General features: G+C 68.8%; 21 protein-coding genes. 15 read left to right on the forward strand and 6 right to left on the reverse strand.

Annotation, left to right across the window (positions count from 1 at the left end; translation table 11 throughout):
- Positions 1 to 33: 33 nt before the first annotated feature.
- A complete protein-coding gene (locus FCG67_RS04235) occupies positions 34 to 522 on the reverse strand; it encodes an SdpI family protein (RefSeq protein ID WP_136907447.1) in 489 nt (162 codons plus the stop codon).
- 129 nt (positions 523 to 651) lie between these two features.
- On the opposite strand from FCG67_RS04235, the gene leuS reads away from it, so the two are divergent.
- Positions 652 to 3498: a leucine--tRNA ligase gene (gene leuS / locus FCG67_RS04240; RefSeq protein WP_136907449.1), complete on the forward strand. Its 2847-nt coding sequence runs from the start codon at positions 652 to 654 to the stop codon at positions 3496 to 3498.
- Positions 3499 to 3570: 72 nt separating this feature from the next.
- Here leuS and FCG67_RS04245 read toward each other — a convergent pair whose 3' ends face one another.
- Positions 3571 to 5040, reverse strand: a complete 1470-nt coding sequence (locus FCG67_RS04245) for a lipase family protein (RefSeq protein WP_246044831.1) — start codon at positions 5038 to 5040, stop codon at positions 3571 to 3573.
- 202 nt (positions 5041 to 5242) lie between these two features.
- Between FCG67_RS04245 and FCG67_RS04250 the strand changes: the two genes are divergently transcribed.
- Positions 5243 to 5617, forward strand: coding sequence for a nuclear transport factor 2 family protein (locus tag FCG67_RS04250; RefSeq protein ID WP_077039956.1), 375 nt, complete (start codon positions 5243 to 5245; stop codon positions 5615 to 5617).
- Between the two features lie 132 nt (positions 5618 to 5749).
- The gene (locus tag FCG67_RS04255; protein ID WP_136907451.1) at positions 5750 to 6967 is read left to right on the forward strand and encodes a heparan-alpha-glucosaminide N-acetyltransferase domain-containing protein; all 1218 of its coding nucleotides are present in this window, start codon (positions 5750 to 5752) and stop codon (positions 6965 to 6967) included.
- Here FCG67_RS04255 and FCG67_RS25320 read toward each other — a convergent pair.
- Positions 6960 to 7571, reverse strand: coding sequence for an FAS1-like dehydratase domain-containing protein (locus tag FCG67_RS25320; RefSeq protein WP_246044832.1), 612 nt, complete (start codon positions 7569 to 7571; stop codon positions 6960 to 6962). The genes FCG67_RS04255 and FCG67_RS25320 overlap by 8 nt on opposite strands.
- Positions 7572 to 7812: 241 nt before the next feature.
- Here FCG67_RS25320 and FCG67_RS04265 point away from each other — a divergent pair, with 241 nt between their 5' ends.
- The 6 genes from FCG67_RS04265 to FCG67_RS04290 all read left to right on the forward strand — a co-directional run bounded on the left by FCG67_RS04265 (position 7813) and on the right by FCG67_RS04290 (position 14768).
- Positions 7813 to 8976 carry a 3-ketosteroid-9-alpha-monooxygenase, oxygenase component gene (locus FCG67_RS04265; protein ID WP_136907453.1) on the forward strand — a complete coding sequence of 388 codons (1164 nt, stop codon included), beginning with the start codon at positions 7813 to 7815 and terminating at the stop codon, positions 8974 to 8976.
- Between the two features lie 48 nt (positions 8977 to 9024).
- Positions 9025 to 10206 (forward strand): acyl-CoA dehydrogenase family protein, encoded by a 1182-nt coding sequence (locus FCG67_RS04270; RefSeq protein WP_136907455.1) that lies wholly within the window; start codon positions 9025 to 9027, stop codon positions 10204 to 10206.
- A 42-nt stretch (positions 10207 to 10248) separates the two neighbouring features.
- Positions 10249 to 11154: a biphenyl-2,3-diol 1,2-dioxygenase gene (bphC, locus tag FCG67_RS04275; RefSeq protein ID WP_136907457.1), complete on the forward strand. Its 906-nt coding sequence runs from the start codon at positions 10249 to 10251 to the stop codon at positions 11152 to 11154.
- A gap of 109 nt (positions 11155 to 11263) precedes the next feature.
- A complete protein-coding gene (locus FCG67_RS04280) occupies positions 11264 to 12739 on the forward strand; it encodes an FAD-dependent oxidoreductase (RefSeq protein ID WP_136907459.1) in 1476 nt (491 codons plus the stop codon).
- Positions 12740 to 12975: 236 nt separating this feature from the next.
- Positions 12976 to 13839: an IclR family transcriptional regulator gene (locus FCG67_RS04285; RefSeq protein WP_097210788.1), complete on the forward strand. Its 864-nt coding sequence runs from the start codon at positions 12976 to 12978 to the stop codon at positions 13837 to 13839.
- Entirely contained in the window at positions 13836 to 14768 is a 933-nt protein-coding gene (locus FCG67_RS04290; RefSeq protein WP_136907461.1) for an alpha/beta hydrolase, read from the forward strand. Before FCG67_RS04285 ends, FCG67_RS04290 begins: the two co-directional genes overlap by 4 nt.
- 3 nt (positions 14769 to 14771) lie before the next feature.
- Here the strand turns inward: FCG67_RS04290 and FCG67_RS04295 are convergent, their stop codons facing one another.
- The gene (locus tag FCG67_RS04295) at positions 14772 to 15389 is read right to left on the reverse strand and encodes a PadR family transcriptional regulator (RefSeq protein ID WP_097210912.1); all 618 of its coding nucleotides are present in this window, start codon (positions 15387 to 15389) and stop codon (positions 14772 to 14774) included.
- 199 nt (positions 15390 to 15588) lie between these two features.
- On the opposite strand from FCG67_RS04295, the gene FCG67_RS04300 reads away from it, so the two are divergent.
- On the forward strand, positions 15589 to 16107 hold the full coding sequence (locus FCG67_RS04300) for a flavin reductase family protein (RefSeq protein ID WP_136907463.1): 519 nt from the start codon (positions 15589 to 15591) through the stop codon (positions 16105 to 16107).
- A gap of 9 nt (positions 16108 to 16116) precedes the next feature.
- On the opposite strand, the gene FCG67_RS04305 is transcribed toward FCG67_RS04300, so the two are convergent.
- Positions 16117 to 17712, reverse strand: coding sequence for an AMP-binding protein (locus FCG67_RS04305; RefSeq protein WP_211243105.1), 1596 nt, complete (start codon positions 17710 to 17712; stop codon positions 16117 to 16119).
- A 183-nt stretch (positions 17713 to 17895) separates the two neighbouring features.
- Between FCG67_RS04305 and FCG67_RS04310 the strand changes: the two genes are divergently transcribed.
- The 3 genes from FCG67_RS04310 to FCG67_RS04320 are packed head-to-tail and all read left to right on the forward strand — an operon-like array spanning position 17896 to position 20224.
- Positions 17896 to 18267: a nuclear transport factor 2 family protein gene (locus FCG67_RS04310; protein WP_077039968.1), complete on the forward strand. Its 372-nt coding sequence runs from the start codon at positions 17896 to 17898 to the stop codon at positions 18265 to 18267.
- Between the two features lie 20 nt (positions 18268 to 18287).
- Positions 18288 to 19952 carry an FAD-binding protein gene (locus tag FCG67_RS04315; protein ID WP_136907467.1) on the forward strand — a complete coding sequence of 555 codons (1665 nt, stop codon included), beginning with the start codon at positions 18288 to 18290 and terminating at the stop codon, positions 19950 to 19952.
- 14 nt (positions 19953 to 19966) lie between these two features.
- Entirely contained in the window at positions 19967 to 20224 is a 258-nt protein-coding gene (locus FCG67_RS04320) for a hypothetical protein (protein ID WP_077039970.1), read from the forward strand.
- Positions 20225 to 20309: 85 nt separating this feature from the next.
- Here FCG67_RS04320 and FCG67_RS04325 read toward each other — a convergent pair whose 3' ends face one another.
- The gene (locus FCG67_RS04325) at positions 20310 to 21158 is read right to left on the reverse strand and encodes an alpha/beta fold hydrolase (RefSeq protein ID WP_136907469.1); all 849 of its coding nucleotides are present in this window, start codon (positions 21156 to 21158) and stop codon (positions 20310 to 20312) included.
- Positions 21159 to 21582: 424 nt separating this feature from the next.
- On the opposite strand from FCG67_RS04325, the gene FCG67_RS04330 reads away from it, so the two are divergent.
- Together FCG67_RS04330 and FCG67_RS04335 are read left to right on the forward strand one after the other, a co-directional pair.
- Positions 21583 to 23103 (forward strand): MFS transporter, encoded by a 1521-nt coding sequence (locus FCG67_RS04330; protein ID WP_136907471.1) that lies wholly within the window; start codon positions 21583 to 21585, stop codon positions 23101 to 23103.
- Between the two features lie 193 nt (positions 23104 to 23296).
- Positions 23297 to 24175: an alpha/beta fold hydrolase gene (locus FCG67_RS04335; RefSeq protein WP_077039972.1), complete on the forward strand. Its 879-nt coding sequence runs from the start codon at positions 23297 to 23299 to the stop codon at positions 24173 to 24175.
- Positions 24176 to 24246: the final 71 nt, after the last annotated feature.

Raw genomic sequence — 24246 nt, forward strand, 5'->3', positions numbered from 1 at the left:
CCGATTCAACCAGGTGCCGACGTGCGGACCCGTTCAGCTGGGCAGGCAGGCGCCCTTGAGGGCGCAAGACCCGCATGAGTCCATGCCGCAGTCCGCGGCGGCCGCGGCGTCGGCAGCGTTGGCGGCGAACTCCGCGGACTCCGGCTCGGCGGGGCTGCCGCAGCCGCAGTCGTGGCCACAGCCACCGGCAGGGGCGGCCGCCGCGGCGGCGCGGGCTCCCATGGATCCGCCGTACCCGGCGGTGACCAGGGCCGCGACCACGGCGACAGCGACGGCGAGGAGTCCTCCTGCCGTGCCGAAGGCGAGGGCACCGACACCGCCGATGACCAGCAACAACGCGGCCGCGGCCATGGTGGGCGCGGCGATGCGGTTGGCGAGGCGGAAGGCGTCGTCGCTGGCGAGAGCCTCGGGGGTGGTGACGCCGGCCCAGCGGTTGCGTGGCAGCCGGCCGGCGATCCCGGCGACCGCCACCACGCCGACGGCGAGGGCGACTACGAACAGCACGGTTGCGACGATGACCACGGGTCCAGGGTACGGCGGGGACCGATGACCGGGACTATTCGGGTGACACCTTAGGCTGGTCGACGGTAATCCATGCCCGAGAACCAGCGCCGAGACGCCGAGCTCAGCGCAGAGTAGATAGCGAAACACGTGACCGAGCCAGTGCAGCAGCCAGCGGACGACGCCACCCCTCAGCACCGATACACCGCGGAGCTCGCGGGTCGGATCGAGCGGCGGTGGCAGGAGCTGTGGAGTGAGCGCGGCACCTTCAACGCGCCGAACCCGGTCGGCGATCTCGCCGGGGAGCTGCCTGCGGACAAGCTCTTCGTCCAGGACATGTTCCCGTACCCGTCCGGCTCGGGCCTGCACGTCGGGCACCCGCTCGGCTACATCGCGACCGACGTGTTCGCGCGCTACCACCGCATGCACGGGCACAACGTGCTGCACACCCTCGGCTACGACGCCTTCGGCCTGCCCGCCGAGCAGTACGCGGTGCAGACCGGAACCCACCCGCGCACCACCACCGAGTCGAACATCCAGAACATGAAGCGGCAGCTGCGTCGGCTCGGGCTCGGCCACGACGAGCGGCGCTCGCTGGCAACCACCGATGTGGACTTCTACCACTGGACGCAGTGGATCTTCCTGCAGATCTTCAACGCCTGGTACGACATCGACCTCAAGCGGGCCCGCCCCATCGCGGAGCTCGAGGCGGAGTTCGAGTCCGGTGCCCGCACCGCCCCGGACGGCCGGTCATGGACCGCGCTCGACACGGGTGAGCGCCGCACGGTGATCGACTCGTATCGCCTTGTCTACCGGTCGGATTCGATGGTCAACTGGTGCCCCGGGCTCGGCACCGTGCTGGCCAACGAGGAGGTCACCGCGGACGGCCGCAGCGACCGCGGCAACTTCCCGGTGTTCCGCAAGCACCTGCAGCAGTGGATGATGCGCATCACCGCGTACTCGGACCGCCTCGTCGACGACCTCGAGTTCCTGGACTGGCCGGACAAGGTCAAGGCCATGCAGCGCAACTGGATCGGGCGCTCGCACGGTGCCCAGGTCCGGTTCGGCGTTGACCCGGCGGTCGACGACGTCGCGATCGAGGTCTTCACCACCCGCCCCGACACCCTGTTCGGTGCCACCTATGTCACCCTCGCCCCCGAGCACGAGCTGGTCGACCGGCTGGCGTCGGGCTCGTACGCCGACGACGTGGACCCCCGCTGGACCGGCGGCGCGGCCAGCCCGGCCGAGGCCGTCGCCGCCTACCGCGCCTCCATCGCCGCGAAGACGGACCTGGAGCGGCAGGAGAACAAGGAGAAGACCGGCGTCTTCCTCGGCGAGTATGCGGTGAATCCCGTCAACGGGCACCGGCTGCCGATCTTCATCGCGGACTACGTGCTCACCGGATACGGCACCGGCGCGATCATGGCGGTGCCAGGGCACGATCAGCGCGACTGGGAGTTCGCGACCACCTTCGGCCTCGACATCGTCGAGGTCATCGCGGGCGGCGACATCACCGAGGCCGCCTTCACGGGCGACGGTCCACTGGTGAACTCGGACTACCTGGACGGGCTCGGCGTCGCGGAGGCCAAGGCCGCCATCACCGCGCGCCTGGAGGCGGACGGCACCGGCAAGGGCACCATCCAGTACAAGCTGCGGGACTGGCTGTTCGCCCGTCAACGGTACTGGGGCGAGCCCTTCCCGATCGTCTACGGCGCGGACGGCGTCGCCCACCCGCTGCCGGAATCGATGCTGCCGGTGGAACTCCCGGAGGTCGAGGACTACGCACCGGTCTCCTTCGACCCGAACGACGAGAACTCCGAGCCGTCCCCGCCGCTGGCGAAGGCCACCGACTGGGTGAACGTCGAGCTCGATCTCGGCGACGGGCTGCAGAGCTACCACCGCGACACCAACGTGATGCCGCAGTGGGCGGGCAGCTCCTGGTACCAGCTGCGCTACATCGACCCGACCAACGACGACGAGTTCTGCGCCAAGGAGAACGAGCAGTACTGGATGGGTCCGCGTCCCGAGCTGCACGGCCCGAACGACCCGGGCGGCGTCGACCTGTACGTCGGCGGCGTCGAGCACGCGGTGCTGCACCTGCTGTACTCGCGGTTCTGGCACAAGGTTCTCTTCGACCTCGGCTACGTGAGCTCGAGCGAGCCGTACCGCCGGCTCTACAACCAGGGCTACATCCAGGCCTACGCCTACACCGACTCGCGGGGCGTCTACGTGCCCGCGGAGGAGGTCACCGAGCGCGACGGTAAGTACTTCCACGGCGACGAGCCGGTCCACCGTGAGCACGGCAAGATGGGCAAGTCCCTGAAGAATTCCGTTGCGCCGGACGAGATCTGCGAGGAGTACGGCGCGGACACCCTGCGCGTGTACGAGATGTCGATGGGGCCGCTTGACACCTCACGTCCGTGGGCGACCAAGGACGTCGTCGGGTCGCACCGGTTCCTGCAGCGCGTCTGGCGCACGGTCGTCGACGAGGAGACCGGCGAGCTCCGGGTCACCGACGAGGCGCCGACCGACGACACCCTGCGCGCGCTGAACAAGACGATCGACGGCGTCAACGCGGACTACGCCGCGCTGCGCGACAACACCGCGGCGGCCAAGCTGATCGAGCTGAACAACCACCTGACCAAGGAGTACCCGAACGGGGCGCCGCGGTCGGCGGTCGAGCCGCTGGTGCTCATGCTCGGCCCGCTGGCCCCGCACCTCGCCGAGGAGCTGTGGTCCCGGCTCGGGCACGAGACCTCGCTTGCGCACGGCCCGTTCCCGCTGGCCGAGGACAAGTGGCTGGTCGACGACACCGTCGAGTACCCGATCCAGGTCAACGGCAAGCTGCGCAGCCGGCTCACCGTGGCGGCCGACGCCGACCCGAAGTCCATCGAGGCCGCGGCCCTGGCCGACGAGAAGATCGTCGCCCTCCTGGAGGGCAACGCGCCCCGCAAGGTGATCGTGGTGCCGGGCAAGATGGTCAACATCGTCAAGTAGGCAGCTCCGCTGCCCGTGCGCGGTTAGCGGGTCCAGAGACCCGCTAACCGCACACAGGTGGCGAAGCCGTCGTCAGCACTCGGTCGGTGCCGGTTCCCCGCGCAGCCGGGCGTCGACCCAGTCGAATGCCCCGGAGTTCCCGGTGAGTTCGCCGAGGATGTGTTCGCCGGGTACCTGCCGGTACAGCGCGCGCACGCCGTAGCCGCACTGCTCGTCGTACAGGTTGCGGGAGCCGAGCGCCGGGATCCAGAACTCCTGACCACCGCTGTAGATGTACAGCGGCGTGCCGGACTTACGGTCCGCCATCTTCATCTTCGTGTAGATGTCATGTGCGACAGGTGAATCCAGCGCTTGCTTCACATTCGCGAGTGCTTCGGCCGGTATCCCGAGGACGCCGGCCAGCGCGAGGGTGTTCGCGCACTGGTCCTTGATGGACGTGATGCTCAGTCGCTGACCGAGAGTGTTGATCAGCGGGAGGATCTCGGGGTTCTCCCTCGTGATCCCGAACAGCGCCGCGAGGAACAGCCCCCCGGCGAGGTTGCCGTTCATGGTGCGTCCGAGCATCTCGAAGTCTGCCGGTATCCCGCCCATCGCGGCGCCGACGATGTCGCCCGCCAGTTCGGGGGCGTAGGAGTCGATCAGCTTGACCGCGCCGTGCGTCGCGATCGAACCGCCGGAGTAGCCCATCATGGCGAGCTTGCTGCTGCCGAACTCGGCGGGGAACACGGTGCGCATGCCGCGGATCGTGTCGAGGATCGCGTGCCCGGCGACGAAGGGTTCGGCGTACGCCATCCGGGGCCCCTCGTGATCCGGGATGAGCACCGCGTAGCCGCGTTCCTCGGCCTTCGTGGTGACGGGCCGGACCAGCTCGAGGAAGTTCTCCGTCGGTGTGATCCCGTTTCCGAGGGTGTGGCCCGGGGTGCAGCTCCGCCCGAGCCCGTTGATCGGCACGTTGTTGACCAGGACCGGCCGCGGTCCCGGGCCGGGCCAGGGCGTGGCGGGCACGACGAGAGTCGCGGTCGCGAACGACGGCGCGCCTGCCGCGTCGGTGCTCTTCACCTTGATCTGGCGCACCTCCCGCACCGGCCCGCGCAGGAGCGCTCGGGCGGCAGGCGTCACATCACGGGTCTCGATGACCTGGCCGTTGGTCATGCCGGGCAGGCCGGGCGGGTACACGTCGAAGAACGGGTCCCCGATCGGTTTGGGCAGCATCTCGGCGCGCAGCGTCTCGAGGGGCGGGGGATCGAGATCAGGTCCCGGGATCACCGAGCCGACCACGCCCGGAATCGCGGACCCCAGCGGTGATCCGGCGGCGGAGCCGGTTCCGAGAGAGCCGGTGATCAGCGTCGTCCCGTTCAAGGGCGTGCCGTCCGAGGCCGTGCCGTCCGTCAGGGACCCGGTGCCAACCGACCCCTCACCTCCGGCGCTGCCGGAGGATTGCGCGACGGCGGTGCCGACCGACGTGCCACCCCCGATCGCGACGCCGACCGCCAAGGCGGCCACACCCATTCGTACCCAGAAACCCCCGTGCTGGATAGGCATGCGCGGCACCGTAACACCGGATTGCCGCGGCCCGAACGACTTTCGGAGGCCACGGTTATCACATCGTGAGCTGCGGCCCAGCGAATCCGGACGAACCGGACGAGGAGGGCGGACGATGCCGGCTCCTCGTTCCATGGAATCCCGCCGGCATCGCCGGTACCCTCGCAACTAGAACAGGTTCTAACAATGAAGGGGTACCGGCATGGCGGCATCACGCGAAGACATCCTGAACACCATCGAGAGCTACGTGAAGTCGGTGGCGGGCGGCACCGTGGACGACGTCCTGGCGCTGTACGCGCCCGGCGCCACCGTCGAGGATCCGGTCGGCACCGACCCGCGGACCACCGAGGAGTCGCTGCGCGAGTTCTACGGCATCATCGAGCCGCTCGAGCAGACCGCCGAGCTGGGCGTCGTCAAGATCGCGGCGGGCACGGCCGCCTTCAACTTCACCCTCACCACCATCATGGGTGATCAGAAGGTCGAGATCTCCGTCATCGACGTGATGACCTTCGACGACGACGCCAAGATCACCACCATGAAGGCGATCTGGGGTCCGGAGGACATGGTCGCCAGCTGACCGCTCGCCCGGATTCGGTCCGCGGGTCATACCGTGGTCGGACCCGGGATCAGCTCCAGGCCTGACGACAACGGGTCGCCGCGGCAATACGTTCGGATCGCAACACGATCACCAGGCGACCGAAAGCGTGCGATGACCCAGATCTTGTCCCAGGCCGAGGCCCCGCCGACTCCCCGCTCACTCCCCCGGATTGTGGGCGTGGACGTCGCGCGGGGCCTCGCCGTGCTCGGCATGATCGCTGTGCACACCGCCAGTGCCGAACAGATCGGCGAGTTCGCCTTCTTCGCGCTCAGCGGCCGATCCGCCATTCTCTTCGCGGTGCTCGCCGGCGTATCGCTTGCCCTCACCACCGGCGGCACCCGCCCGCCCGCGGGGCCCGGGCTAGTCGCGGCGCGCAGGTCCATCGCCGCGCGCGCCCTCGCCCTCTTCGTCCTCGGCCTCGTTCTCACCCAGCTCGGTTCCCCGGCGATGGTCATCCTCGCGACGTACGCGGTCCTGTTCCTGATCGCGCTCCCACTGCTGCGGCTGAGCTGGCAGTGGCTGACCGCCGTCGCGGCCGTGGCCGCCGTAGCGGGCCCGCTGCTCTCGTTTGCCATCCGTTCGCACATGGACGTGCCCGGCACCTTCGGCGAGACCGCGCGATTCGACATGCTCACCTCGGTCGACGGGGTCCGGCACCTCGGTTCGGTGATCCTGCTGGAGGGCACCTACCCGGTGCTCACCTGGGTGCCGTTCCTGCTCGCGGGCATGGCCATCGGTCGCTGGGGCCTGCGGCGTGAGCGGGCGGGCCTCGTCCTGGTCGCGCTCGGCTCGGCGCTGGCCGTGCTCGGGCTCGGCGGGTCCTGGGTGGCGCTGAACCTGTTCGGCGGCAAGGACGCGCTGGTGGCCCACCTGGACGAGATGATGCCGGGCGAGGGTGCCCAGCTGCTCGCGGACCTGCTCCGGATGGGGAGCTTCGGCACCGTCGGCACCGATCCCTGGCAGTGGATGCTCACCAGCACCCCGCACAGCGGGACCGTGTTCGAGGTCGTGGGGTCCGGCGGCGTCGCCGTCGCCGTTCTCGGCCTGTGCCTGCTCGCGGCGAGGGTCGTCCCGCGTATCCTGGTGCCGCTGGCCGCGCTCGGTTCGATGCCGCTGACGATCTACGCCGGGCACATCGTCGCCTTGGCGCTCCTGCTGCGCACCGAGTCGTTCACCCAGTCGTGGGCGACCCTGCTCTGGTTCCTGGCGGTGCCGTTGATCTTTGCCACTCTGTGGCGGCACTACCTCGGGCGGGGTCCGCTCGAATGGGCGCTGAACAAGATCGGCGCGGGCGCCGCCCGGCTCGGTTCCCGCCCCGTGGTCAGCTAGCGCGCGCGAACGTCGCCCAGGCCTTGGCGGCGACCGCGCCGCCGGGCCGGACCGCGGTGAGCACCACGTCCACCCGCGGCTCGCCGTCCTGGACGTATTCCTGCAGTACCTCACCGGAACAGGCCAGGGTGTCCCCCTCGGATACCCGCTCGAGGAACCGGGTCCGGAACCGCCGCACCGACTCCGGGCCCAGCCAGTCGGTGGCGAAGTTGGCCAGCAGGCCGGAGGCGACGGCGTCGGTCGCCGAGCCGTGCGACCAGGAGTCGGCGATCAGCCTGCCCTCGGCGTCGCGGAACTCGGTCAGCTGCTCGGACTCGTTGCCGCGGGAGTGCACGTTGAGCCGATCGCCTGCCCGCGGCGGGGGGCCGAAGAACCGGCAGTCCTGCTCGGCGGGCATGGCCTGCTGATCCGGCCGGGCCGAACCCGGCACGAGCCCTTCGAAGCAGAGGTAGGTCGGCGGCACCACCGGACGCTCGGCGTCGCGGTACGCGCCGTGGGTGGAGCGGATGGCCTCCGCGAACTCGAGGATCTTGCCGCGCTCCAGGTCGACGGTGACGCCGGTGAACGGCGCCCCCACCGTGCTCGCTGCGGTTGTGGTGATCATCGATCCGCACCTCCTTCGATCAGTTCGGATACCGCGACGTTAGGTCCGCGAGAGGGTTCGACGGCATCCCCTTCCCGCTGATCGGGAGACCCCGGGCACCGGCTTGCTGGGCGGGGGCGAAATCGTCCCGGTCAGCGGGAAGGCCCCATGAACTCGCATGCCGTCGCCCCGAAGTATGAGGCGCATCACATCAGTGCGTTTCTCGAGCGCGTTTGTCTCGAGAGTGAGAGAAGAGGTGGCAATGGCGCTGCAATCCAAGTCCGAAGCCGACGAGGTCAGGATGATCGAGGCGGCGGCGGCCCCTACCCGGTTTGCCCGTGGTTGGCACTGCCTTGGCCTGCTGAAGTCGTTCCAGGACGGAAAGCCGCACGAGGTCAAGGCCTTCGGCACGTCGCTGGTCGTGTTCCAGTCGGAGTCGGACGGCAAGATCAACGTGCTCGACGCGTTCTGCCGGCACATGGGCGGCAATCTCGCCCAGGGCACCGTCAAGGGTGACTCGATCGCCTGCCCGTTCCACGACTGGCGCTGGGGCGGCAACGGCAAGTGCACGGACATCCCCTACGCCCGCCGCGTTCCCCCGCTCGCGCGCACCCGCGCCTGGCCGACGCTCGAGCGCAACGGCCAGCTGTACGTGTGGCACGACCCGCAGGGCAGCAAGCCCACCGACGAGGTGACCATCCCTGAGATCGAGGGTTTCGGCACCGACGAGTGGACCGCCTTGACCTGGAACTCCATGCTGATCGAGGGCTCGCACTGCCGCGAGATCGTCGACAACGTGGTGGACATGGCGCACTTCTTCTACGTGCACTACTCGTTCCCGCGCTTCTTCAAGAACGTCTTCGAGGGTCACGTGGCCACCCAGTACATGCGTTCGACCCCGCGCCACGACATCTCGGTCGGCACCAGCTACGACGATCCGAACTCCACCCTGCGTTCGGACGCCTCGTACTTCGGCCCGTCCTACATGATCGACTGGCTCTGGAGCGATGCCCAGGGGATGACGATCGAGACGGTCCTCGTCAACTGCCACTACCCGGTCGACGAGAACTCCTTCGTGCTGCAGTACGGCGCGATGGTCAAGAAGCCGCAGGGCATGTCGGACGAGGCGGCCGAGGCGATGGCCAAGCAGTTCGCCGAGGGAGTCGAGATGGGCTTCGAGCAGGACGTCGAGATCTGGAAGAACAAGGCGCCCATCGACAACCCGCTGCTGTCCGAGGAGGACGGCCCCGTGTACCAGCTGCGCCGTTGGTACAAGCAGTTCTACGTGGATGTCGAGGACATCACCGAGGACATGACCAAGCGCTTCGAATTCGAGATCGACACCGATCGGGCCGTGAAGAGCTGGGAGGCGGAGGTCGCCGAGAACATCGCCAACGGCGTCGTCCCGCTCCAGACCAACGCCTGAACCACCACCGACTTCCAGCCTCACAGCTAGACAAGAAGGAACATCACCATGACCAACAAGGCCATCGACAACCTCATCGAGATCGCGGATCAGATCCGCGACCAGGCAACGGAGGCCGAGCGGATCGGCCGCCTGCCCGACGACACCGCGAAGAAGCTCAAGGCGGCAGGCCCGATCAAGCTGCTGCAGCCCAAGCAGTACGGCGGCTTCGAGGCGCATCCCCGTGAGTTCTCGGAGACCGTCATGAAGGCGGCCTCGCTCGATCCGGCCACCGGCTGGGTGTGCGGCATCGTCGGCGTGCACCCCTGGCAGCTGGCCTTCGCGGACCCGAAGGTCCAGGAAGAGGTGTGGGGCCAGGACAACGACACCTGGATCGCGTCGCCGTACGCGCCCACCGGCATCGCCAAGCCGGTCGACGGTGGCTACATCTTCAACGGCCGCTGGCAGTTCTCCTCCGGCACCGATCACTGTGACTGGATCTTCCTGGGCGCCATGGAAGGCGACAAGGACGGCAACATGGCGCTGCCGCCGCGCATGCTACACATGATCCTGCCGCGCAAGGATTACGAGATCGTCGAGGATTCCTGGAACGTCGTGGGCCTCAAGGGAACCGGATCCAAGGACGTCATCGTGCGGGACGCCTTCGTGCCCTCCTACCGGGTGATGGACGGCGACGAGGTGATCAACGGAACCGCGCAGAAGAACGCCGGCATGACCGAGACCCTCTACAAGATGCCCTGGTCCAACATGTTCCCGCTCGGCATCTCCTCCGCCGTCATCGGCATCGCCGAGGGCGCGCTGGCCGCCCACCTGGACTACCAGCGTGACCGGGTCGGGGCGCAGGGCACCGCGGTCAAGGACGACCCGTACGTGCTGTTCGCGATCGGCGAGGCCGCCGCGGACATCAATGCCGCCCGCCAGGAACTGCTCGCGAACGTCGACAAGATGTGGGACATCGTCGAATCCGGCAAGGAGGTCTCCTTCGCGGATCGCGCGGCCGGTCGTCGCACCCAGGTCCGTGCCGCCTGGCGCGCCGTCGGCGCCGTCGACCAGATCTTCGCCCGCTCCGGCGGCAACGCGCTGCGCATGGACAAGCCGCTGCAGCGGTACTGGCGTGACGCGCACGCCGGCCTGGCCCACGCCATCCACGTGCCCAGCACCGTCTACCACGCTTCCGCGGTGAGCTCGCTCGGTCTCGACCCGGCCGAAAACCTCAAGTCGATGATCTGATCCGGTCCCGCACAAGCACTGAAAACAGAAGAAGGACAACACATGACTGACATCAAGGGCTTGGGCTACATCAAGGTCCAGACCAACGACATGGAGCGCTGGCGCAAGTTCGCCTTCGACGTGCTCGGCTTCGCCGAGGGCTCGGGTCCGGACGAGAACGCCATCTATCTGCGGATGGACGAGCGCGCCGCGCGCATCGTCATCGTGCCGGGTGACGCCGACGAGGTCGTCACCATTGGCTGGGAGGTGCGCGACCACGCCGCCCTGGTCCGAGTGCAGGAGGCCGTCGAGGCCGCGGGCATCGCGGTCAAGCCGCTCTCGCTGGAGGAGGCCGACGCCCGCCGGGTGGAGGAGGTCATCACCTTCCAGGATCCGACCGGTGCCACCCTCGAGATCTTCCACGGCGCGGTCCTCGACCACAGCCCGGTCGTCACCCCGTTCGGTGCCAAGTTCGTCACGGGCGCACAGGGTCTCGGCCACGTGGTGCTGCCGGTGATGGACATCAACGGTGCCTTCGCCTTCTACACCGAGGTGCTCGGGTTCCTGCCGCGCGGCGCGTTCCGCATCCCGGCACCGCCGGAGTTCGGCCCGATGCGGGTGCGCTTCATGGGCGTCAACGAGCGCCACCACAGCCTGGCGCTGTGCCCCGCCCCGCACGGCGGTGCCCCCGGCCTGGTGCACATCATGGTCGAGGTCGACACCCTCGACGCCGTCGGCCAGGCGCTCGACCGCGTCGTCAAGGACGGCTTCTCGGTCTCCTCGACGCTGGGCAGGCACACCAACGACAAGATGGTCTCGTTCTACGTTCGCGCTCCCGGAGGCTGGGACATCGAATTCGGAACCGAGGGCATGCGGGTGGACGAGAAGTACTACTCCGCGGAGGAGATCACCGCCGACAGCTACTGGGGCCACGACTGGTCCGGCAGCGAGCCCCTGGCGGCTATGTAGTCACACCCCCCTCACTTCGCGCGCGGTCCCACCGTTCGTGTGCATCATCAGCGCACAGGCACCGGGTCCGCGCGTGAGGTGTATTCAGACCCAGATAGAGAGGACCGCAATGACGAGCAACACCGGGACCGTCCATCCGAGGTCGGCCCATGAGATCGAACAGTGGGACCACGAGGCCGATGTGGTGGTGGCGGGGTTCGGCGTTGCCGGTGCGTCAGCGGCCGTGGCCGCGGCCCAGGAAGGCGCCGACGTGCTGGTGCTCGAGCGCACCGGCGGATGGGGCGGCGCGGCCGCGATGGCAGGCGGGTTCATCTATCTCGGCGGCGGCACCCCACTCCAAAAGGCTTGTGGCTTCGAGGATTCCGTTGAGAGCATGAAGGCCTTCATGACGGCGGCACTCGGCCCCGGCGTGGACGCCGAGAAGATCGACGCGTATTGCCAGGGCAGCGTGGACCACTACGGCTGGCTGGTCGAGTGCGGCGTGCCGTTCAAGGCGAGCTTCTGGGGCGAGCCGGGCTGGGAACCGCCGGGCGACGACGGTCTGCAGTACACCGGCGGCGAGAACGCCGCGCCGTTCGCCGCGACCATCCCGCCTGCTCCGCGCGGGCACGTGCCGCAGATGGCGGACAAGCAGTCCGGCGGCGAGCGCGGTGGCGGCTACATGTTGATGAAGCCGCTCACCGACACCGCGGCCGGCCTCGGCGTGCGCTCGGTCTACGACACCCGCGCGCGGACCTTGGTCACCGACGAGACCGGCCGGGTGGTCGGCGTGCTGGCGACGCAGTACGGGAAGGAGATCGCCATCCGGGCCCGCCGCGGCGTTGTGCTCGCGACCGGCAGCTTCGCGTACAACGACCAGATGGTCGAGGCGTACGCGCCCCGGCTGGTCGGCCGTCCCGCCGCCTCGATCGAGGAGCACGACGGCCGCGCGATCCAGATGGCGCAGGCGCTCGGCGCGGATCTGGCGCACATGGACGCCACCGAGGTCGCGTTCTTCTGCGACCCGCAGCTGTTCATCCGCGGCATCCTGGTCAACGGGCGGGGCCAGCGCTTCATCAACGAGGACACCTATCCCGGCCGGGTCGGGCAGGCGACCCTGATCGAGAACCAGAACCAGGCGTTCCTGGTGATCGACGAGGCCGCGTACGAGGAGGCGTTGACCACCCCCACCGCGACCCCGTTCCTGCGGCATCAGCCGGCGTGGGTCTGCGAGACGGTCGAAGAACTCGAGGCGGAGATGGGGCTGCCCGCGGGCACCCTGCAGTCCACCGTCGAGGTCTACAACCGGCACGCCGCGAATGGTGAGGACCCGGTACTCGGCAAGAAGCCGGAATGGGTCAAGCCGATCGGGTCGCCGGTCGCGGCGATCGACCTGCGCGGGTTCACCGGCGGGTTCACCCTGGGCGGGCTGCGCACCAGCGTCGACTCCGAGGTGCTGCACGTGTCGGGTGCGCCGATCCCCGGCCTGTTCGGCGCCGGTCGGTGCACCGCGGGGGTGTCCGCAGGCGGGTATGCGAGCGGTGCGTCGCTCGGCGACGGCAGCTTTTTCGGCCGCCGTGCGGGCCGGTCCGCCGCCAAGGGCTGATCCCACTGAACGGACGATAACCGCTGGTCAACCGCAAGGGCCCCGGGTCGAGTCAATCGACCCGGGGCCCTTTGCCGTCCCGTGACCGAAAACGAACCACTCGGTCGTGTGTGACAGCCGACACAAGCTCGTGCTATCAATAGTCATATTCCTAATCGAAACACCCCGGTCGGACCCCTAGCCGACCGTCGCACCAACCCGGCGCCCCCAGCCGCCAAGCACTCCCGGAGGACTCCATGACAACTTTGGTCGACGCCAGCACCCCGAGCGCCGTACTCGATCGCGTCTCGCTCGTTCTGGATGCCTTCGACGGACCGGGCCGGCTGACGCTCGCTCAGGTGGTTCGGCGCACCGGGCTGCCGCGCTCCTCGGCGCACCGGATGCTCGAACGGCTCGTCCACCTCCGCTGGCTGCGCAGGCAGGGTCGCGACTACGAGCTGGGCATGCGCCTGGTGGAGCTCGGCTCCCTCGCGGTGCACCAGGATCGGATGCACCGGGCCGCGCTGCCGTTCCTGCACGAGCTGCACCGGGTGACCGGCCACGTCGTCCACCTGGCGATCCTCGACGGCCCCGACGTCGTGTACCTCGAGAAGATCGGTGGCCGGATGGCCGCCGCCATCCCGACCCGCGTCGGCGGCCGCTACCCCGCGCACTGCACCGGGGTGGGCAAGGCGATCCTCGGGTTCGCGGGCGAGGCCCAGCTCGCGGCTCTCGACGGCGACCTCCTCAGCCGCAAGACCAAGTACTCCATCTCCACCGGGGCCCAGCTCCGCGCCGAGCTGGCCAAGGTGCGCGAGCAGGGCATCGCCTACGAGCGGGAGGAGTCGCTGCCCGGGTTCGGCTGCGTGGCGGCCCCGATCGGAAACATCGGCGAAGCTGTCGCGGCCGTCTCGATCTGCGGTCCGGTCTCGCAGATGAAGCTCGACCACCGACTCGCCGCACCCGTCCGGATGACCGCGCTGGGAATCTGGCGCAACATCGAGGGTGGCCCGGTCCGGGTCCAGCCGACCCTGCAGCAGCAGCCTCGCCCCATCCTGGGCGGGCCGTCGGCCCACCGCGCCCGCCCCGCGGCGGCGCCCACGGATCTGCAGTACGCATGAGCGTCGACGCCGAGGTGGCAGCGATCCTCGACGCGCTGAACGCCGGCTTCCCGAAGGTCGAGACCATGACCGGCGCGCAGGCGCGCGCCGCCATCCGGGCCAGGCTGGTGCGGCCCGATCAGCCGGAGCAGGTCGCCGAGATCACCGAACGCGTGGTCCCCGGTCCCTGCTCGGATCTGCCGGTCCGGATCTACCGGCCCGCGGTCACCGCAGGCGCGGAGGTGCCGATCGTCGTGTTCGCGCACGGCGGCGGGTTCGTGTTCTGTGATCTGGACACCCACGACGGGATCTGTCGGGCGATGGCCAACGGTGTCGGGGCGATCGTGATCTCGGTCGATTACCGGCTGGCCCCGGAGGCGCGGTGGCCCGCCGCCGCCGAGGACGTCTACGCCGTGGTGGCGTGGGCGGCCGAGCACGCGGCGGAACTCGGTGGCGACGCCGGCCGCATCGTGGTCGGCGGCGACAGCGCCGGTGGCAACCTGGCCGCGGTGACCGCGTTGATGGCCCGGGATCGGAGCGGCCCCGGCCTCGCGGCGCAGCTGCTGCTGTACCCGGTGATCGCCGCGGACTTCGAGACCGATTCCTACCGGGAGTTCGCGACCGGTCACTTCAACACCCGTGCCGCGATGCGGTGGTACTGGGATCAGTACGTCGCGGTCGAGGACCGGGGACACCCGTACGCCTCTCCCCTGCGCGCGGAGCTCGCCGGCCTACCGCCGGCAGTGGTGGTGACCGCGGGCTGTGACCCGCTCTGCTCGGAGGGTGACGCCTATGCGAATGCCCTTGCTGCCGAGGGTGTTCAGATCAACCATCGTCGATACGACGGGGCGATCCACGGGTTCATGACCATGGGCATGCTGGCCCTGGCGCGCACCGCGCAGAAGCAGGCGTGGGCGGACCTGCGGGAGATCCTCGACCCGGCCCGCTAGGCCTCACTCGAGGTCGGGGTTCTCCGACTCGGTCTCGACCTCCACCTGGCGCCAGGCACCGGGGGTCGGCTTCGGGAAACCGGCGTCGTCGCCGTCCTTGACCTGTGCGAGGACGGCGTCGGCCTTGTCGATGTCTGCGATCAGCTGCTCGGCCAGATCGCGCTCGGCGGCGTAGTACCGCTCGGCCCACCGCAGCACGATCTGGGAGTACGCCCATGCCGGTTCCTTGTCCGCGCCGGAGGCATCGGCCGCGGCGCGCCGTTCCATCTTCGACACGTACTCGATGTGCTCGCGGAGGATCTCCTTGAGCCGTTCCGGCTTGTTCAGGTGTCCGAGCCAGATGCGAAGCATCACACCGTGTTTGAGGATGGGCGGGTCGATCGGCGCCTCGTTGGACCAGCGCCCGACCGCGGCGGTGCCCGCCTCGGTGATCTTGTAGAGGCGGCGGCCGCGGACGCCGTTGTCGTGCTGCACCCGGGAGGTGACGAAGCCGTGCTTCTCGAGCTTCTTCAGCTCCGTGTAGACCTGGCTGAACGACGGGCTCCAGTAGAAGAACTTGATGCTCCAGTCGGCCCACTTCTTGAGCTCGTAGCCGGACAGCTCCTCATCGAACGCGAGCATGCCGAGTACGGCCCAGCTGGTCGCGGGCAGGTTGGGGAGGTCGGACTCGGAGGCCGGTTCGGTCGGTGCCACTCCGGGAGCCTAACAACTGGACAGATGACCTGGACAAGGCAAGCTACCACTGACCGGGAACCTGGATGGCGCCACGCACTGGGTGTGGCGATCCTGGTTGTTGCCCGTTTCATCAGGAGGAACCGCAATGAGCGCAGAGATCACAGCCGTCGCCGAGCAGGATGCTCTCTCGGCTCCCGACGCCGCCACACTGAGAAAGGTGATGGGGCATTTCTGCACCGGGGTCGCGGTGATCGCCGCCCACGACGGCGACCGACCCCTCGGGTTCGCCTGCCAGTCGGTGGTGTCGGTGTCGCTGGATCCGCCGTACATCTCGTTCTGCCCCGCGAAGACCTCCACCAGCTGGCCGCTGCTGCGCGAGGCCGGTTCGTTGTGCATCAACATCCTCGCCCACGATCAGAAGGACGTCTGCTCGACCTTCGCGGTGAGCGGCGGCGACAAGTTCGCTCAGGTCGACTGGAGCCCGGCGGGCAACGGTGCCCCGGCGCTCGGCGGCGCGCTCGCGAGGATCGAGGCCACGGTCGAACTCGAGCACGACGCAGGCGACCACACCATCGTGCTCGCCCGCATCACCGACCTGACCGCGGATGCCGACGGCAGGCCGCTGCTGTTCTTCAAGGGCGGGTTCGGCGGGTTCTCGGCGTAGCCACCCGACTCAGGCGGTGCCGCGGTGCTCCGCGCGCCGCTGCAGGGCCAGCTCGCGCAGGGCCCGCCGGGACGGCTTACCCGCGGCGATCCGCGGCATCTCGCTGAGCAGGATCACCTCGGATGGCACCTTGTAGCCGGCGAGCGCATCGCGACAGTGCTCGATCAGCTGCCGTCCGGTCACGCTGTGTCCGGGGCGCGGGACCGCGTAGGCGATCCCGCGCTCCCCCAGCCGGTCGTCGGGAACCCCGACGACCGCGACCTCGCCGACCGCCGGGTGGCGGCTCAGCACGTGTTCCACCTCGGAGGGGTACACGTTGAAGCCGCCGACGATGAACATCTCGCCGATCCGGTCGACGATCCGCAGTTCTCCGTCCTCGAGCACCCCCACGTCGCCGGTGTGCAGCCAGCCGTCGCCGTCGAGGGCCTTCGCGGTGGCCGACTCGTTCTCGAAATAGCCCGACATCACGTTGTATCCGCGGACCAGGACCTCGCCCGCGGTGCCGTCCGCGACGGCGTTTCCCTCGGCGTCGACCACGCGCAGCTCCACCCCCGGCAGCGGCGGCGCGGCGAGTGAGACGGTCTGCGGTTCGGGGTGTCTCGCGGTCACGGTGCCGCTGGCCTCGGTGAGTCCATAGCCGGTGACGATCAGCTGGATGCCCAGCACCCGGCGGATACGGTCGAGCAGCGGGGCCGCCACCGTCGCCGCGCCGGTGACCGCGAGCCGCGGGGTGTGCGCCCGCGGGTCTCGCTCCGCGGGCGACGCGGCGATCAGGTCGGTGAACAGCGTCGGCGGACCGGACAACACGGTGATCCGTTCGGTCGCGATCCGGGTGAGCGCGGCCGCCGGGTCGAACACGTCCACGGCGACGTAGCAGCCGCCCGCGGCCAGCGCCGCCAGCAGGCCGGCGTTGAGTCCGAACGAATGCGACAGTGGGGTCACCCCCAGGATCCGGTCGCCGCTGCCGATCCCCAGCCGCTCGGACAGGGACCGGTACACGCGGACCAGTTGTCCGTGCCGGAGCACCACGCCCTTGGCCGGACCGGTCGAGCCGGACGTCGACATGACGTAGGCGAGGTCGTCGGGCCCGGGCGGACCAGCCCGATGGGCCGCCCGCAGGTCGACGGTGCGTGGCTTCGCCGCGCACCCGAGGAACTGCGCCCAGCTCGTGATGTGCAGGTCCGGCTCACGGTGGAAATCGATGATCCGATCCAGATCCGGGAGACCGAGCACCGGCCGGTCCGGTCCGGATTCCCCGGCGGCCCCCCGGAGCATCGCGGCGTAGCCGGTGCCGAGGAACCCGTCGTCCACGAAGAGCACCCGGCTGCGGGTCATGCGCAGCTGATGCGCGGCCTCGACCCCGCGCGCCCTGGTGTTGACCGGCACCACCACCGCGCCGATGGAATGGGCGCCGAGAGCGACCACTGCCCATCGGGCGGAGTTCGGTGCCCACAGGGCGATGCGGTCGCCGTGCCGGATCCCGCTGGCGGACATCGCCATCCCCGCACGGGAGGCGGCCGCGGCGAGCTGCTCATAGGTGAGCCGCTCCCGCCCGTCCACGACGGCCTCGCGTTCGGGGTGGCGCCGCGCGGACTCGCTCAGCACCGCCCATATCGTGTCGGGGGAAATGTCGCCGACGGTCATAACCGAGGGACCGTACCGGACATCGTCGCACCTCTGTTCCGCTGGTCGGCGGCCTCCCGCTGGGCGGGAAGGCCGGGGGGCACGTGCGGGCCGTTGTGGCTACCGTCACACGTACAGACCGTACCCATATGCCCGGGAGAGATCATGGCCTCAGCAGACGACATCCGTTCGACGGTGTCGAAGTACCTCGACGCGGTGGGGGGCGGCACATCGGCCGACGTCGCCGCCCTGTACGCGGACGACGCCACCCTCGAGGACCCGGTTGGCACCGAGCCGCTGGTCGGCCGCGAGGCCATCGAGAAGTTCTACAGCGCGCTGGACGCGGTGCAGAACAAGACCGAACTGCTCTCCATCCGGGTCGCGGGCAACTCGGCCGCCTTCGCGTTCCGGGTGGTCACCGACACCGGCGAGCAGACCATCACGATCGAACCGATCGACGTCATGACCTTCGACGACCAGGCGCGGATCACCAGCATGCGCGCGTTCTGGTCGCAGGACGACATCAGCTTCGGCTGAGTATCACCAGAGAGAGAACTATGTCTGCAAGCGAACAATCCTGGGACCATGAGGTCGATTTCGTCGTGGTCGGCAGCGGTTGCGGCGGCCTGACCGGCGCCCTTTCCGCGGCCGACCGGGGCCTGGACACCCTGGTAATCGAGAAGGCCGCCGTGTACGGCGGCACGACCGCACTGTCCGGCGGCGGCATCTGGGTGCCCAACAACCCGCTGCTCGTCCGTGAGGGACTCGGCGACTCGCGCGCGGACGTGCGCACCTACCTCGATGCCGTCGTCGGGGACCGGGTGCCCTCGAAGAACCTCGACGCGTTCATCGACGAAGGCCCCCGCACCCTCGAGTTCCTGGAGACCTCGAGCCCGCACATGCGGTTCCAGTGGTGCACCGGCTACTCCGACTATCACCCCGAGCAGCCGGGTGGCCGCCCCAACGGCCGCACGATCGAGCCGCTCCCGGTGAACCTCAAGGAGCTCGGCGAGGACGAGGACCTGCTGCGTCCGGCCGCACTGGCGACGCCTCCGGGGCTGTTCATCACCTCGAAGGACTTCGTGCAGCTCAACATGGTGACGCGGACCTGGAAGGCCAAGTGGACCGCGCTGCTCACCGGGCTGCGGGCCGTCAAGGCCATCGTCCTCCGTCGGCACATGGACACCCTCGGCCGCGCGCTCATCGCCCGGCTGCGGCTGGCGCTCAAGGATGCCGGTGTCCCGCTGTGGCTGAACACCGCGCTGCAGTCCCTGGTCACCGACGAGTCCGGCGCCGTCACCGGCGTGGTCGCCGAGCGCAACGGCAAGCAGGTGCGGATCCGCGCCCGCCGCGGCGTGCTGCTTGCCAGTGGCGGCTTCGAGTACAACGAGGAGATGCGCAAGCGCTACCTGCGCGAGGGCGGCAAGGACAACTTCAGCGCGGCCGCGGTGGAGAACACCGGTGACGGCATCATCGCGGGCGAGAAGCTCGGCGCCGCCTTGGATCTCATGGACGACGCGTGGTGGATGCCGTCCTTCCGGCGCCCCGACGGCATCAACCAGGTGCTGGTCTCGGAGCGCTCGATCCCGCGCTCGATCATCGTCGACCAGCACGGCAAGCGCTTCACGAACGAGGCGTCGCCGTACGTGACGTTCGTGCACGATCAGCTCGCGGGCGGACACGAGCCCACCTGGTTCGTCTTCGATCACAAGGCCAAGGGCCGCTACCCGATCGGTGGCATCATGCCCGGCCAGAAGTTCCCGAAGTCCTGGCTGGAGAGCGGTCTCATCCAGACCGCCGAGACCGTCGAAGAGCTCGCGGAGAAGATCGACGTCCCCGTGGCCGCGCTCGCCGACACCGTCAAGCGGTACAACGGATTTGCCAGGGCCGGCCGGGATGAGGACTTCAACCGGGGCGCCAGCGCATACGACAACTACTACGGCGACCCGACCCTGGCGCAGCCCACGCTGGACGTGCTGGACCAGGGGCCGTACTACGCGCTGCGTACCAGGGCCGGCGACCTCGGCACCAAGGGCGGACTGGTCTACAACGAGAAGGCGCAGGTGCTCCGCGCCGACGGTGAGGCCATCACGGGCCTCTACGCCACCGGCAACACCTCGGCTGCGGTGATGGGCAACGACTACGCCGGTGCCGGCGCGACCATCGGTCCGGCAATGGTGTTCGGCTACATCGGCGCGCGGCACGCCGCCGGCGTCAACTAGGAGACGAGGCGACCATGCAGGAACTGAGCTGCACCAGCTGCGGGAACCGGGTGTTGGTGGAGAAATACAGCCCCACCCACACCAGCATCCAGTGGCTGGCGGACGCGGAGGTGTCCTGCCCCGAGTTCGCACGGCAGGCCGCGCTCGGCGTGGACAGCAAGTGGATCCCCACCTGCACGGCGCTGCGTGACTCGATCGAGGAGGCCGCGATGAAGGGTGTGCTCGAGACCGACGCGCTCCGCAGCTATCCGGTTCCCGGTCGCCTGGACTGATCCGAGCCAAACCCGTTGACCCAATGTCACATTCGTTCTGTTCGACCGAACGAGTGTGACATTGGGTCACGGTCGTTTTCGGGGCCTAGCGCCCGAGGAACTCCAGGGTGAGGCGCTCGAAGTCCGTCTTGCGCTCGATCTGCGCCCAGTGCCCGCAGCGCGAGAACACGTGCAGTTCCGCGTTCGGCATCTGCCGGAACGGGAACAGGCTGCCCTCGTAGGGCAGCATTCGGTCGTCCCGGCCCCAGACGAGCAGCGTCTCCTGCTGCACCTGGGCCGCCCTGGCCCACAGCTGCGGCCGGTCCGCGAACCGCGGATCCGAGAACGTCTGAAAGATCTTGAAGGTGTTGGCGATCGCGCCCGGCGCAAGGGCGTTCGCGAGCCGCTGGTCGATCAGTTCGTCGGTGACCACCGCGGGGTTGCCGACCATCGTGTCCACCCACGCGACCATGCCCTCGCGCGTCGGGTTCGCCAGGAACTCGAACAGCCGGCGTGAGCCCTCGCTCACCGGCGGCGCGAAACTGTTGACCGCGAGCCCGCCGGGGCCCATCAGCACCATCCGACGCACCCGCTCCGGGTGGGCCAGGGCGAATTCCGTACCGACGTTGCCGCCCATGGAGTTTCCGACGATGTCGACGCTCTCGATGCCGAGCTCGTCGAGGAAGAAGCGGATCGCGTCGGCGGCCACCCTCGGGTACACGTCGTTCCACTCCAGCGCCGGGCTGCGTCCGAATCCGGGCATGTCCAGGACGATCGTGCGGTGGTGCTCGGCGAACACGGGGAGGTTCCCCGCGAAATTCGACCAGCCGCTCACCCCGGGGCCGGAGCCGTGCAGCATCAGCAGCACCGGCCCGGTACCCGCCTCGTGATAATGCAGCTCGTACTCGCCGGTGATGGTCCTGCTGGTGCTCTCGAAACTAAGGGTGGCCGTCATGGAACTCCTTCTGGTGGTCGACATCACATCTTCAGCTCCAAGGTAGCCAGCGCGCGTGGCGTGCGCGGCGATCTCGTACCGCTCATCGGGAGATACGGACGCGGTCGCGGGTGGCGCTGCCCTACGCTGCCCGGCCCCGTGGTGAGGTCCGTGACGATGGTCTCGTGGCGGGCGGCGGCGGACAGTGCTACACGCCCGATTTGCCTATTTACCTCTGCATTTCGGTCCGAATCGACGCGCAAACCGCTCGGATCTCCCGCTGGGCGGAACAACGGATGGTGCTGGGAGGGCCTCACGAACTGTGATGTCGATTACACATTCAGTCGGCAAGCACCTGGTGAATGTGAACACCCACCACATGCCCGGCTCGAATCCTCGTCGGTCTCCGACACCGAGTTCGCGGAACACCCGAAAGGACCCGATGATGGTCGCTCCAGCTCAACCCGGCGGATCTGTCCCGCCGCAGGTTCAGGACGCACTCCCGCAGCGGTGGACGCCGCGCCTGATCTTCTCCCTGGCCTCGATCGTGCTCGTCCTCGAGATGCTCGCGATCAGCTACATGATGATCTCGATGGCCATCCCGGCGATCTCGGGGCATTACCAGACCACGCAGGGTGCCTGGCTGCTCACCTCGTTCCTGCTCGTCGGTGCGATGACCGCGCCCCTGATCGGCAAGCTCGCCGACATGTACGGCAAGCGCAAGATGCTGCTCGCCTGCATCGCGGTCGCCGCGCTGGGATCGTTCATCTCCGCCATCGCGGGCAGCTTCGCGGTGTTGATCGCCGGCCGTGCGCTGTCCGGCCTGCTGGTGCCCTGCCTGTTCCTGAGCTACTCACTGATCCGTGACGTGTTCCCGGCCAAGACGATCGCGCTCGCCGTCAGCATCGCGACCAGCGGCATGGGCCTGATCGCCATCCCCGCGCCGTTCATCACCGGATGGCTGATCGACAACCACGGCTTCCGCAGCATCTTCTGGTTCTTCGTGATCGGCCTCGTCATCCTGGGCGGAATGATCTTCGTGAGCACCGACGAGTCCACCGTGCGGCTGCGCTCGCGCCTGGACTTCCTCGGCGCCCTGCTGCTCGGCGGCGGTATCGCCGGCATCCTGATCGGCATCAGCTTCGGCCCGACCTGGGGTTGGAAGTCGGGCTCGACCCTGGCGTACCTGTTCGGCGGCATCGCGCTTGTCGTCGCGTGGCTGGTCACCGCCGGCATCGTCAAGGAGCCGCTGATCGACCTCAAGGTGCTGCGTCGTCGCCCCGTCATCCTGACCGCCATCGCGGCCGGGTTCATCTACGGCGTCAGCGGCCTGTACACCATGCTGCTCCCGATGATGGCCATGACGCCCGAGATCATGGGCCTCGGCTACGGATTCGGTGTCGACGCCGAGGGCTTCGCGCTCTTCCAGGCGCCGATCGGTGCCATGACCGTGATCGGCGGCCTGATCGTCGGTGTGCTGGTGGGTCGCCACGTCAAGCCGCGGCCGCTGCTGGCCATTGGCATGGTCTCCGCCGCCATCGGTTGCACCCTGACCGCCTACTCGCACGACACCAAGGGCATGCTGATCGTGTTCGCAGGCCTGGTCGGTCTCGGCATGGGCATGGGCTACGCGGCGATCCCGAACCTGCTGATCGAGGCGGTGCCGCCGCAGCTGCAGGCATCCACCGCGAGCATCGTCGGTGTGTTCCAGAGCGTGTTCCCGGCCGCGCTGCCGGTGATCGCGTTCACCGTCATGAACAACTCGCACATCGCGCCGATCCCGCTGGAGATGACGGGTGGCATGGCGTTCTACACCGACAAGGGCTTCCAGATCGCCTTCCTCATCGCGGCGGCCGCCGCGGTGGCGGGCCTGGTCGCGGGTCTGCTGCTGCCGCGCCGCATCGAGCAGGTGGCGGTGCCCACCTCCGCGGCAGCGGGCGAGCCCGCGATGGCCACGGTCGACTAGTCGCCCGCAGGCGACATCTCGCCAAGGTGAAGGGCACTCCCGTCCGGTCCGACCGGATGGGGGTGCCCTTCACGCATGTCCGGGCACGGGTTGCCCACTGACCGGAACGGCACCTGGGAGCGGGGCCGCGGCGGTGGCAGCGTGGCGGGTAATCAGCGGGCTGACGTACCGCTTCTTGAGACGGAGGTAGGCGATGACATCGGACCTGAGCTACGAGGGCACCCTGCGGGAGGTCACCACCGACGCGGGCGTCCTGCGCTATCACGAGGCGGGCGACGGTCCCCCACTGTTGCTGTTGCACGGGTCGGGCCCCGGCGTCACCGGGTGGCGTAACTACCGGGGCAACCTCGGCTTCTTCGCCGAGCACTTCCGTTGTCTCGTACTGGAATTCCCGGGCTTCGGCGTCAGCGATGACTTCGGCGGCCACCCGATGGTCACCGCGCTGCAGTCGGTTGAGGTGTTCGTCGACGCGCTCGGGCTCGACAGCGTCGACATCATCGGCAACTCGATGGGCGGCGGCGTCGGCATCAGCTACGCGATCAACCACCCCGACAAGGTGCGCCGGCTCGTGACCATCGGCGGCATCGGTAAGAACATCTTCAGCCCCGGCCCTGGCGAGGGCATCAAGCTGCTCCAGGAGTTCACCGAGGCGCCGACCCGCGAGCGCCTCATTCAGTGGCTGCACTCGATGGTCTACGACCCGTCGATGGTGACCGAGGAACTCATCGAGGAGCGCTGGACCCAGGCCACCGATCCGGAGACCCTCGACAGCGCCCGCCGGATGTACGGCAAGGCCGCGTTCGCGCAGATGGTGAAGATGATGGAGGCCTCCGATGCGCCGCCGCCGTGGGCGATGATGCACAAGGTCAAGGCGCCGACGCTGCTGACGTGGGGCCGCGACGACCGGGTCAGCCCGCTGGACATGGCGCTGATCCCGATGCGCACCATCCCCAATGCCGAGCTGCACGTGTTCCCCAACTGTGGGCACTGGGCGATGATCGAGCAGAAGGAGGCGTTCGAGTCCGCCGTCCTCGCTTTCCTGCTGCGCAAGGACGCGGCCGGCAGGCCCTGACGCTACCGTCGCCTGGGAACACCAAGGGGGCTGTGACCTTTCCGGTCACAGCCCCCCTGTCGTACCTGAGG

The sequence above is a fragment of the Rhodococcus oryzae genome (genome assembly GCF_005049235.1).
Taxonomy (GTDB): domain Bacteria; phylum Actinomycetota; class Actinomycetes; order Mycobacteriales; family Mycobacteriaceae; genus Rhodococcus_G; species Rhodococcus_G oryzae.